Source organism: Streptococcus sp. oral taxon 061, assembly GCF_964211575.1.
GTDB lineage: Bacteria > Bacillota > Bacilli > Lactobacillales > Streptococcaceae > Streptococcus.
In genome coordinates this window covers 1-11,839 of sequence record NZ_CAXOQQ010000013.1, presented here as the reverse complement: position 1 = coordinate 11,839, position 11,839 = coordinate 1, and the positions used below count along the sequence as shown (strand labels likewise).

Here is an 11,839-nt window from a genome sequence, read left to right as displayed (position 1 = left end):
AGCTTTTTAACTCTTTCTATTATACCTGCTTTTAGAATCTTGTCAAGAACTTGAGATAAATTTTTCTTATTTTTTGTTTTTTACAAAGCAAAAAGCCCACTGTTGTAGGCTTTCTGTAAGATATTTCTTAAAATTAAAGCATTTTGTTGTAGAATTCAACGATAAGTGCTTCGTTGATTTCTGGGTTAATTTCATCACGTTCTGGCAAACGAGTCAATGAACCTTCCAATTTTTCAGCATCGAATGATACAAATGCTGGACGTCCAAGAGTAGCTTCAACCGCTTCAAGGATAGCTGGAACTTTTAATGATTTTTCGCGAACTGAGATTACTTGACCTGGAGTTACGCGGTACGATGGAATATCAACACGTTTTCCGTCAACAAGGATGTGACCGTGGTTTACGAATTGACGAGCTTGACGACGAGTAGTCGCAAGACCAAGACGGTAAACTACGTTATCCAAACGACGTTCCAAAAGAAGCATGAAGTTGAAACCTAGGATTCCGCCCTTGATTTTTGTAGCCTGTACGAACAAGTTACGGAATTGTTTTTCACCCACTCCGTAAGTGAAACGAAGTTTTTGTTTTTCAGCCAATTGCAAACCGTATTCTGACAATTTAGAACGGTTGTTTGGTCCGTGTTGTCCTGGTACGTAGTTACGACGTGCCAATTCTTTACCTGTACCTGTAAGTGAAAGGCCAAGGCGACGAGCTTGTTTCCAAGATGGTCCTGTATAACGTGACATATGTATGTCCTCCTAATATAAATATAATTTCGGCGGAAATAGTCACTTAGAAAGCCCTGATTCGTGCAGATGCCCTTCGCCTAAACAGCCATGGTTACTTGTTATAAGACACCTGTTGACGAGCTTCATGCTTTCCTGCTGCTATTTCACACAAAGGCTATTGTACCATGAAATACTATATTTGTAAAGAGAATTTTTTTAGTTTCATTTCAAATCAAGATGAAATGTAAACGTACTTCCTAATCCATGCTGGCTTTCTGCTGTTATTTCACCACCAAGTTGATGGGCTAGTTCTCGTGCAATCGCAAGTCCTAATCCATGACCACCTGTCTTCATATTACGCGACGTTTCTACACGATAAAGTCGGTTAAAAATTTTTTCCAAATCTTCAGGAAGAATACCTTGACCCTCGTCTTTCACACTTATTGTGAGCTCTTCTTCTGTTAATTGAGCAAGAACTTCAATCCTAGTTCCAGGTTCTGAATATTTAAATGCATTGTTTAACAAATTGACTAGAATACGAGAGAGTTTGTCATAATAACTCTTGATTTTTGCAGACTCAGGCTTTACTTGAATGTAGACATCTCGTTCCTCTTGCTCAATCTGAAGTTGAAATTCACTCATCGACTCAATCAACAGCTGATCTAAAAACACATCTTCGTCTTCTTCGTCAGCTATATCTTGAGGCTGAGCGTTAAGAGTTAAAACATCCAACTCCTCGACTAGCTTGTTTAAACGCTCGGTTTGGCGACCAATCGTGGTTAAGTAATGGATTCGTTCCTCTTCCTTGATTACTCCATCTAGAATTCCTTCCACAGTAACCTGAATGGAGGTAATGGGAGTTTTAATATCGTGAGAGAGCTGTGCAATCATCATTCTCTTTTCTTGCTCACTCTCATCAAGTGATTGAAAGGTATCTTGTAAATTGTGGGACATGTCATTAAAAGCCTGGCCTAACTCTTGAAATTCTATCGGCCCTTTGGTTTCAATTTCTGTGCTGAAATCTTTGCCAGCTATATTCTGAGCTTGTTTTTTCAAATGTTTCAGAGAAGAGAACACAGGCGACAAAAGAAAGATGCTCACTGCAGCGCCAATGAAACTTGCAATCAAGGTCATTCCAACCAGAAAGTAAATTTCACTTTTCTCAATCAACATTCGTTGGACTGCCCAGAAAACGACCAAAATCGTTAGTAAAGTCGAAACTAGATACCCCACTAAAATATAGCTTTTTAATTTCATTTTTTACCTCTCGGTCTTTCCATCTTATAGCCCAATCCCCAAACAGTTTTGATAGCAGGAGTGTTTAAATTCGTATACTTACTCAACTCTTGTCTCAAAGCATGGATATGAACATTGAGTGTATTGGTATCATCCACATAGTCCTCCTGCCATACCTTCTCGTAAAGTTCAGTCTTTGAAAAGACTCTCTCAGGATTGCTGGCTAATATCCATAGAAGTTCAAAAGATTTCACTGTCAATTCCAAAGGCTGTTCTCCAATGCGAACCTCATGAGTCACATGGTTGATCACTAAGTCACCAAACTCAATCTGCTCGGTCTCTCCGCCACGACTAAGACGGCGCAAGATATTATTCACTCTCAAAACCAATTCCCGTGGGCTAAACGGTTTAGCTATAAAATCATCCGCCCCCAAACTTAATCCATAAATCTTATCCTGTTCGCTTGTCTTAGCAGTTGTAAAGAGAAAGGGTTGATCAGGGGCAATATACTGAACTTCGCTGATGAAATCATAACCGTCCATATTAGGCATCATGATATCTGTGATAATGAGATCGATAGATTTTTTTCTAAAAAGTTCTAATCCTTCCTTACCGTCATGGGCAACTAAAACATCGTAACCTGCCTGTAAAAGATAGCGATTTTGAATATCTAGAATATCTATCTCATCATCAACCAACAAAATTGTCTTTTTCATCTGACACTCCTTTGACAAAAACAGTGTTATACTTGCTTTAGTATAACACTATTTTTCCTAATGTTTAAATGATTTGAACCTTAATCTTCTCTTTTGGTTTTCCAACCTAATAATCCAACAAAACCTGCCAAGGCTAGGCCAAGGATTCCAAGTCCAGCTGTAGCCGTTTGAGCTTCACCAGTATTTGGTAGCATCGCTTTATCATCTTTTTTCATCATATTAGCCATTGGGCTAGAAGCTGGTTGATCTACTTTCATATCTGACATATGGTGATTTGTACCCATCATACCCTCAGTCGTACCTGTAGAGCCTGTTTCAGAAGGCTTCGTATTCATCTGACCTTGTTGAGATGGTATTGTCGCCATTTCTTTTCCACGAAGCTGAATCGTTACTTGACGAGTAGCAATCAAATTGGTCAAATCAGGTTTGCCGTCTTTAGCGCCATAGACTTTAACAGTAGCTAGATATGTGTGGGTTCCGTTAGCTCGAAGTTGCTCCAGCAAGGCCTGACCATCTTTGCCAACCGTATTGCCATTCAAATCCACTTCGTAGAAATATTGGCCTTTAGCCAAGCCTTCAAGTGGCAATAAAGCAGGATTTTTATCCATTCCATTGTCTGACCAAGGGGCTTTGTCTGAGGCTTTTAACAAGAGGCGAGTCAACATACCATCTCCACCAAAAGCTTCGTATGGAATAACTTGGTTGACACCGGCCAAGAAAGGTCCAGGAACCTTAGCCTTATCAAGGTAGCTAGCTGGAACATCAATCATGTCTTTGACATTGTTAACAACAGACTCTTTAACCTGATTTGGTGTGGTCAAGCCATTCAAATTAACAGTCAAATCTTTAGTCGCTACTAGGTTAGTCAAATCGGCCTTGCCATCTTTCACACCGTACACTTTAATAGTAGCTTTATAACTTTGAGTTCCATTTTGTTTCAAGAAGTCAAGAAGCTCTTTATCTGATTTTCCTTGGGTGCCAGCCAAATCCACTTCATAGAAGTAAAGGCCTTTCCCCAATTTCTCTACTGGTGGGAGAGCAGGATTTTTAGCCGTTCCGTTGTCTGACCATGGAGCCTTATCGGATGCTTTCAAGATAAGGCGAGTCAACATCCCATCACCAGCAAAGAACTCATATGGAATGACTTGGTTGACACCAGCTGTAAATGGTCCTGGGAAATTAGCTCTATCCAAGTAAGAAGCTGGGACATCTACTGTATCTTTGGTGTTGTCGGCCACACCCTTTTGCACTTCAACTGGAGTGGTCAAGCCATTCAAATTAACATCCAAATCCTTAGTCGCCACAAGATTTGTTAAGTCAGCTTTGCCGTCTTTCGCACCGTACACTTTAATAGTAGCTTTATAACTTTGAGTGCCGTTTTGTTTTAAGAGGTCAAGTAGCTCTTTATCTGATTTGCCTTGAGTGCCAGCTAAATCCACTTCATAGAAGTAGAGACCTTTGCCCAATTTCTCTACTGGTGGGAGGGCGGGATTTTTAGCTGAGCCATTGTCTGACCATGGAGCCTTATCAGAGGATTTCAAGATAAGGCGGGTCAACATACCATCACCAGCGAAGAATTCGTATGGAATGACTTGATTGACGCCGGCTGTAAATGGTCCTGGGAAATTGGCTTTGTCAAGGTAGCTAGCTGGGACATCTACTGTATCTTTGGTGTTGTCGACCACACCCTTTTGCACTTCAGCTGGAGTGGTCGCTGGTTGCACTTCACTGGCTTCGCGGTCTTGTCCAGAAGCTGTAGACATAGGATCTTCCACAGGTTTAACTGCATCTTCTGTTGGTTTCTTAGAGTCAGGTTGTGCTTGCACTTCTTCTTTTGGTGCTACTACTGGCTCTTTAGCAGTTTCGTCCGCTTTTTCTGAAGAACTTGTCGTATCCACACTTGCTTGAGGTGTTGGAACAGACTGTTCTGAAGAAAGATCTACATCTACTGCTTTATCTAGAACCTCTGCTGATAGGTCGCCCTTTTCACTCACTGAGGCGTCGTTTGACACGACTTGGGCAGGAGTCGGATTGACGACATCAGCACGTGCAGAACTTGGTTGACCAACTAGGACAAAGAAGCCACTAGCCACAACAACTGAAGCAACACCGACACTGAGGCGGCGAATAGACCAACGAGTATATCTCTGATTTGGATTGAATTTCATAGGATTCTCCTTAGAGTTTTCTTTTTTTTGATGACTCTAGTATAATCTCCTAAAATTAAAAAGGATTAAGAAAAAGTTAAAATTTTTCTTAAATCCTTCTTATAAAATACTTATATTGACTCAATAGTCACTAGAAAAAAGAATGGTCATTTCTCTTTTAATCATTGAGGTGTGCTAGATTATCTAAATATTGGTTATTGATTACTGCCATCATATAGCCATCAGCTTTCAATAGATCATCCGGCCCAAACTGAACATCCAAGGGAGCATTTTCATAGTCACGAAAACCAAGAATATTGAGATTGTATTGTCCGCGAAGATCAAGTTCACTTAGACTCTTACCTGACCACGATTGTGGAATTTTCATCTCGACAATAGAGACATTTTTGTCCAACTGAAAGACATCTACGCTATTATTAAACAGAATAGTCTGCGCCAACGAGCGACCCATCTCATACTCTGGGGAAATAACTGAATCTGCACCAATTTTTTCAAGGACTTTTTTTGCTGTATGGCTTTTAACCTTAGCAATAACAGTTGGTACTCCTAGACTCTTGCAATGCATGACTGCAAGCACACTAGATTCTAAATTTTCCCCAGTTGCCACCACAACTGTATCGCAGGTATCAATTCCTGCTGAGAGCAAGAGCTCTTCATCTGTTATATCTCCAACAACTCCACGTACCAAGACTGGTTCGAACTGATTGATTCGATCCTCATGGTCGTCAATGGCGATAATATTTATATCATGCTGAGCGAGAGCGGTAAGTACACTACTCCCAAAAATACCCAAACCTAAAATCCCAATTGTCCGATCTGACATAGTTTATCCTTTCTTATCCTATGGTAATATCTGCTTTCATATAGTGGATCATATCTTTCTTATCTGGTTGATACTCAGCCAAACTAACCAATAGCGTCAGTGGTCCAATTCGTCCGATAAACATCAGTAGCATGATAATGCTAAGAGCTAATCTGCCTAACTCTGGTGTCAAATTTGCAGTCACTCCGACCGTGGCAAGAGCTGAAATTGTCTCGAACATGATGTAGATAAAGCGCGGATTCCCTTCTGCGGTTACCCCTAACAGGATCAAGCCCAGCAAGAAAGTTAGCAAGAAGATAATAAAGACACTGAATGATTTTTGGACTGTCCGAGGTAAAATTGTTCTCCGAGCTACATTGGCATGGGGTAATCCTAAAAGCTCACTGCGTGCAAATACTAATAATACAAAGAAGGTTGTGATTTTAAGCCCCCCGGCTGTTCCACCAGGCGCCCCACCGAGAAACATCTGCAAAATATAGATCATCAAGGTAACAGGTCGAGCCTGGGTGTAATCAATAGAAGCAAAACCCGCCGTTCTCATGCTAACTGTTTGGAAAAAACTGACTAGTAATTTATCAGGGATGCTGAGATTGCCAATCGTTCCCGGATTGTTCCACTCTATCAAGAGGGTTGAAACTGTTCCAGTAAATAAAATTCCAGCTGTCAAGAAGAGAACCAACTTGGTATGGAAGCGAAGCCGACGTTTTTTCTTGCTCAACTGCGTGGCCAGGTCAAACCAAACCATAAACCCTAGACCACCTGTGATGATCAAAGCAGCAAGCACTAGATTGATCAAAGGATCAGTTTGAAAAGCTACTAAACTTGTACTTCCAAAATTATCAAAACCAGCATTACAGAAAGCTGAAATAGCTACGAAGATAGAGGTAAAAATCCCTCGGCCCCAACCAAATTCCGGAACAAAACGAAAACTTAACAGGAAGGCTCCGAGTCCTTCAACGATAAAAGTCGTCAAGAAAATCGAACGTATGAAAACCATTAAAGACTGAGTTTCTCCATAACTAAAGCTCTCCAGAATTGTTTCACGGCTACGTAGGCTGAGCTTTTGCTTACTTTGGATATAAAAGACCCCTATAAAGGTCATGAGACCCAAACCACCAATCTGGATCAAAAACATACAGATTAACTGACCCCAGATGTTATATGTAGTGGCTACTGGTTGAGTAAAGAGTCCTGTCACACAGACCATGGATACTGCTGTAAAGAGATGGTCGAAATAGGTCGCTTGGGAGCTTGTTGCTTGCACAAATGGCAGACTCAAAAGGAGAGAGCCGGCGAAAATAACCAAAGCAAAACTTAAAAAAATTCGACGAGCAGGTGATAAACGCCCCAAGGTCGTGTTTATTTTTTCCGAAAATAATTTGAATAACATAGTTACATTGTACCATAAAACAGTTAAAGCAGTCACATATGACTAACGATTTCAAGACAGAGTTCTAAGGCCTTGTCAAAAGCTTCTGAACCCCAATCGCGGCTATCATAATTTTCTAAATCCGCTAGAGAGTCGGCTGTAATCAGAAGTTGTCCCCAAACGACTCCTCGAAGCTGGGCAACTGCTGCAAGAGCAGAGCACTCCATCTCCACAACAGCACAGCCTTCTTCCTTACGATAGGCAACTTTTTCAGCTGTTTCTCGGTAAAAACCATCTGTCGACCAAGTCATAACCTCTTCATAAGGAATGCCTAGTTGTTCCAAGACTTGCTCGATGGCAGAAATCGCTTCTACATGTACATCCATATAACGAGAAGGTGACGCATAATGGTAACTAGTTCCTTCATCACGCAGGGCTCGGACTGGAACCAAAAAGGCATTTTCTTCTATATTCGCCAACACGCCACAAGTGCCTGTAGAGATGATTTTCTCCACACCGTAGCTAATCAACCAATCCATAAACTGGGCCGCAGGGGCAGAACCTACAGGAGCTTGGGCTAGACACACTTTTTCACCTTTGTAGTCCATGACATAAACCGGGTAGGTCTTAGTGGCAGAAACAAACTCACCAACGCACTCTGCTTCTACTTCCTGAGCATAGCGGTCAATCTCTTCTTCCAAAAATGCATAGATGCACTTCTTTGGTAACTGTAAATCCAAGCCTTCATGATTGGGCATGATAACTGCCTGAGGATTATCATCAAACTCTAAAATAGGAATAGCGTGTTTTTGAATCATAGAACACCTCCTCTAAATTTGTACTATTATAACAAAAGCCAAACGAAAGTCAAGATGAGAGAAAAACTTATCTTAAATAGTAAACAACAATTAAATGCTTTTTCCCTACTAATAAAATTGCTATAGCTTAGGAATTAGTTTATAATAGATTGAATTTAAAAAAGGGAGAAATCTTATGAAATTCTATTCATATGACTATGTTCTCAGTCAGATTAGTCAACAGAATTGGACCATGATTATTGTGTCGACATTCTTAGTGATTGTGACTGGATTCTTTGCATTTAAGGCTTTCAAAGATAAAAGAGGGAGTAAGTTCCGTGAATTATCGCTCATTTCTATTTTGACGTTAATTGCTTTTGTATTGATTAGCATTACGAATCTTCAAAACAGCCAATCCAATGATAATCAATTTCGTAGTTCCTTACACTTCATCGAAATTGTATCAAAAGAGTTAGGTGTTGATAAGAAAAATGTTTATGTCAACACATCAGCAGTGACTGATGGGGCGATTATTAAAGTAGGTGACAATTTTTATCGTGCGATTAGCGGAACAGACCCAGATAGCTATTTACTTGAAAAAATGGACTTATATAAAACAGATGTAGAACTCGTGGAGGTTGAAAAATGATAAGCTTTTTTGCTACGATTGCAATTAAATTGGCCTTGGGGCTACTTTCTCTTGTTTTCGTTATTAACGTAACAGGTAAAGGAAATCTGGCACCAAGTTCTGCAGTAGATCAAATCCAGAACTTTGTTCTCGGGGGTATTATCGGTGGGGTTATCTACAATAGCTCGATTACCATCATCCAATACGTTGTTATCCTCATTATCTGGACTATTCTCATCCTGCTCCTTAAATGGCTGAATACCAATATTTCCTTTTTCAAACACTTAATTGACGGGAAACCAACTATTATCATTAAAAATGGTAAGTTAGATCCTGAAACCTGCCGCTCAAAAGGTCTTGCAGCTGCTGATGTTGCTCTTAAATTGCGCGCTCAAGGAATCTTCCAATTGAAGGATGTCAAGAGAGCTGTGATTGAGCAAAATGGACAGCTGATTGTCGTAAGAATGGGTGACGAAAATCCTAAGTACCCAGTGATTACAGATGGTGTTGTCCAAGTTGAAATCTTAGAAACAATTGGCAAATCCGAGGAGTGGCTAACTGAGAAATTGAAAGAAGAAGGTTTCGAAGAAGTCTCAAATATCTTTATCGCTGAATATGATAAAGGTCAATTGAATGTTGTAACCTATTAAAAAAATAAACTGATCCTTTTCGTATCAGTTTTTTGCTTTTTAGTATAAAAGGGTATATACTTAAATTAATATCTAATGTAATTTAGATAATACAAAAAATTAACGGAGGTATCCCCCATGTCAATCGAAGAAAAATTCAACCAAGCTAAAGGTTCTGTTAAAGAAGGTTTTGGTAAACTAACTGGCGATACAAAAACTCAAGCAGAAGGAGCTGCAGAAAAGGTAGCTTCAAAAGCTAAAGAAGTTGCTGAAGATGCAAAAGAAGCTGTCGAAGGTGCAGTAGCTGGCGTTAAAAACATCTTTAAAAAAGACGGAGAATAATTCTTTTTCGTCCTAATAACATAAGAAAATCTCCCTTCTCTTTCGAGAAAGGAGATTTTCTTTTATGGTCGTCCACCAGGGCCTCCATTTCCTTGAGGTCCACCTCCACCAGGTATCGAATTGACAATCTCAGTTTGTTTTTCACCATTGAAATAGATGTCTCCGCCTGTGTAAGTCGCTGTTCCATCAAAGTCAAAACCAGTTTGACCAGTCATTTTGATGGTTCCTCCCGTAACAGTAATGTTACCATTTGAGTCAATTGGATCCGTGTCCCCCTGACCAACTTCAACCGTCAAATTCCCACCATTCATAGCAAAGAAAATTTCACTTTGTTGGGCATTTTTGTTGGCCGCATTGACACCATCATCTGTTGAGTATATGGTGATGTCTCCACTGTTGATAGTGATTGACTTACCTTCAAGCCCTTCTGTAGAATTCTTAACGGTATAGGTACCACTATCAATAACCAAATCACCTGATGCGTGGATACCATCATCTCCAGCAGTAACAGTGATGGTATTGTCAGAGAGATACATGGTTCCTACAGATGTGTCCTCATCATTGTCGACCTTAACTCCGTCTTCCTTGGCATCGATAGTCATAGTTGTGCCGGTAATGTTGAGTTCATCATTGACATTAAAGGCATCCCCGACTGCTGTGATGTTGTAGGTTCCACCTGTGATGTGAAGTGTATCATTTGCCTTAATACCATTGTTTTTCTTACCATCTACATTGAGAGTTCCTTTACCGTTGATGGTCAAGTCCACTTTAGAGAAGAGGGCTGCATCAGCTTTTTCATCACTATTAGAAGCTGAATCTGAGAGGCTATTGGTTGTACCATCTGCTAGAGTTAGGTAAACATGGCCGGCTGATGTGGCAGAAATAGCTGCATTGGTATTGGTCATGGTCACACCCTTTAGAACAATATGTACATCATCAGTCTTTTCGGCTTCAATCTTGATTTGAATACCGTCAGATTGTCCAGAAATCACATAAGTTCCAGACTTAGAGATGGTAACGGTAGAGTCTGACACAGCAACTCCTTCACCAGAAACAGTTGCAGTAGATCCAGACAGCGTCACAGTTGATGCAGATTTTTCATCGTAGGAAGTATCGTAGTCCTTGTCTGTGAAATAGCTAGTTTTCTTAGCATCTGTAGTGGATGCCGTTGTTGTTGCGGTATTGCTAGCTGTTGTATTTGAAGTTGACTGGGTACAAGCTGTCACCAGTGTTAGAGTTGCTATACTCGTTAATAGGAATGTCCATTTTTTTGCTTTCATACTCATTTCCTCGTCTTTCATTTACATGATCCTAGTCTACGGGACTTTCCTAAAAGAAGCATAAATTTTTTCTGAAAGTTTTCTTAACCCCATCCGAACTTCATTAATAATCATTATTTATGGTACAAAAAAGAACAGCATTTTGCTGTTCTTTTATTTTTCTTCTTTGACTGGAATTTCTTTGATAACTCGTGCTGGGTTGCCTGCCAGAACTACATTATCGCCAAAAGATTTAGTAATGACAGCTCCTGCTCCTACAACAACATTATCACCTAGTGTAACGCCTGGAAGGACAATAACCCCACCACCTGCCCAGAAGTTCTTACCAATCGTAATGGGTTTCCCAAATTCTAAACCTGAATTTCGTTCTTCTGGGTCTAGAGGATGAAGAGGTGTCAAAAATTGGCAGTTAGGACCAATCATGGCATTGTCACCAATGGTAATAGGACAAACATCTAGCATGGTCAAATTCCAATTGGAATAAAAATTTTCTCCCAAATGAATATTGACACCATAATCCACCACCAAACGAGTATTGACATAGAGATTTTCACCAGTTGAGCCAAACCATCCTTTGATGATTTCCATACCTTTTACTGGATCGACTTCTTCATTAAATGAGGCTTGCTTTTGTCGTGCTGTTTGTGCTAGAGCACGAAGTTCTGGATCGAACGGGTGATAAGGTTCTCCCGCAATCATTTTTTGATATTCACTTTTCATGGTTTGACTTCCTTATTTGCTTTACAAGATTGTAGCATAGTTCTATCCTTAAGACAAGCAGCAAAGAGATTAAAAAAACTAGTACATCCAAGGATGTACTAGTTTTTAATTAGAAAGGTGACTTTCTCACTACTTTACAGAGTTGATTAGTCTTCTTTCTTTTTACGAGCGATAAGTCCAAATCCACTCAAGACACCTACTAAACCAAGGGCAGCAAGGCTAGCATGATCTTCAGTACCAGTATTTGGTAATTGAGGAGCATTTTCCTTAGCTGGAGCTGGTTTAACTGGAGCTTCTGGTTTTTCTGGAGTTACAACTTTTTCGTAGATGTGTACTGTATCACCATTTGGCAATTTCTTAGTCTCTACGAAGCGGTATCCTGGAATGTCTTTCTTAGGATTTTC

At 40.1% G+C, this 11,839-nt stretch carries 13 protein-coding genes; 3 read left to right on the top strand and 10 right to left on the bottom strand.

Annotated features, from left to right (window positions below; all coding sequences use genetic code 11):
• Nucleotides 1–133: 133 nt before the first annotated feature.
• From rpsD to AB8E63_RS08520, 7 genes are all read right to left on the bottom strand, one after another.
• On the bottom strand, nucleotides 134–745 hold the full coding sequence (rpsD, locus tag AB8E63_RS08550) for a 30S ribosomal protein S4 (protein WP_004253981.1): 612 nt from the start codon (nucleotides 743–745) through the stop codon (nucleotides 134–136).
• A gap of 204 nt (nucleotides 746–949) precedes the next feature.
• The gene (locus AB8E63_RS08545; RefSeq protein WP_368910833.1) at nucleotides 950–1,984 is read right to left on the bottom strand and encodes a sensor histidine kinase; all 1,035 of its coding nucleotides are present in this window, start codon (nucleotides 1,982–1,984) and stop codon (nucleotides 950–952) included.
• On the bottom strand, nucleotides 1,981–2,679 hold the full coding sequence (locus AB8E63_RS08540) for a response regulator transcription factor (RefSeq protein WP_061428507.1): 699 nt from the start codon (nucleotides 2,677–2,679) through the stop codon (nucleotides 1,981–1,983). The genes AB8E63_RS08545 and AB8E63_RS08540 overlap by 4 nt, the downstream gene beginning before the upstream one ends.
• Nucleotides 2,680–2,759: 80 nt before the next feature.
• Complete coding sequence (locus AB8E63_RS08535; protein WP_368910831.1) at nucleotides 2,760–4,847, bottom strand: fibronectin-binding SSURE repeat-containing protein; 2,088 nt, start codon at nucleotides 4,845–4,847, stop codon at nucleotides 2,760–2,762.
• 157 nt (nucleotides 4,848–5,004) lie between these two features.
• Entirely contained in the window at nucleotides 5,005–5,670 is a 666-nt protein-coding gene (locus AB8E63_RS08530; protein ID WP_368910830.1) for a TrkA family potassium uptake protein, read from the bottom strand.
• 13 nt (nucleotides 5,671–5,683) lie between these two features.
• Nucleotides 5,684–7,060: a TrkH family potassium uptake protein gene (locus AB8E63_RS08525; RefSeq protein ID WP_368910828.1), complete on the bottom strand. Its 1,377-nt coding sequence runs from the start codon at nucleotides 7,058–7,060 to the stop codon at nucleotides 5,684–5,686.
• A gap of 32 nt (nucleotides 7,061–7,092) precedes the next feature.
• Complete coding sequence (locus AB8E63_RS08520; RefSeq protein WP_368910827.1) at nucleotides 7,093–7,857, bottom strand: nucleoside phosphorylase; 765 nt, start codon at nucleotides 7,855–7,857, stop codon at nucleotides 7,093–7,095.
• Between the two features lie 175 nt (nucleotides 7,858–8,032).
• On the opposite strand from AB8E63_RS08520, the gene AB8E63_RS08515 reads away from it, so the two are divergent.
• The 3 genes from AB8E63_RS08515 to AB8E63_RS08505 all read left to right on the top strand — a co-directional run bounded on the left by AB8E63_RS08515 (nucleotide 8,033) and on the right by AB8E63_RS08505 (nucleotide 9,435).
• A complete protein-coding gene (locus AB8E63_RS08515; protein WP_368910826.1) occupies nucleotides 8,033–8,485 on the top strand; it encodes a DUF3290 family protein in 453 nt (150 codons plus the stop codon).
• Nucleotides 8,482–9,114 carry a DUF421 domain-containing protein gene (locus AB8E63_RS08510; protein WP_368910825.1) on the top strand — a complete coding sequence of 211 codons (633 nt, stop codon included), beginning with the start codon at nucleotides 8,482–8,484 and terminating at the stop codon, nucleotides 9,112–9,114. Before AB8E63_RS08515 ends, AB8E63_RS08510 begins: the two co-directional genes overlap by 4 nt.
• Nucleotides 9,115–9,231: 117 nt before the next feature.
• The gene (locus AB8E63_RS08505; protein ID WP_049503389.1) at nucleotides 9,232–9,435 is read left to right on the top strand and encodes a CsbD family protein; all 204 of its coding nucleotides are present in this window, start codon (nucleotides 9,232–9,234) and stop codon (nucleotides 9,433–9,435) included.
• A gap of 62 nt (nucleotides 9,436–9,497) precedes the next feature.
• Here the strand turns inward: AB8E63_RS08505 and AB8E63_RS08500 are convergent, their stop codons facing one another.
• The 3 genes from AB8E63_RS08500 to AB8E63_RS08490 form a co-directional block, all read right to left on the bottom strand.
• Entirely contained in the window at nucleotides 9,498–10,715 is a 1,218-nt protein-coding gene (locus AB8E63_RS08500; protein ID WP_368910823.1) for a carbohydrate-binding domain-containing protein, read from the bottom strand.
• A 153-nt stretch (nucleotides 10,716–10,868) separates the two neighbouring features.
• Nucleotides 10,869–11,435 carry a sugar O-acetyltransferase gene (locus tag AB8E63_RS08495; RefSeq protein ID WP_368910822.1) on the bottom strand — a complete coding sequence of 189 codons (567 nt, stop codon included), beginning with the start codon at nucleotides 11,433–11,435 and terminating at the stop codon, nucleotides 10,869–10,871.
• A gap of 146 nt (nucleotides 11,436–11,581) precedes the next feature.
• Nucleotides 11,582–11,839: LPXTG cell wall anchor domain-containing protein (locus AB8E63_RS08490; protein WP_368910821.1), on the bottom strand; the 258-nt coding region annotated here is incomplete at its 5' end.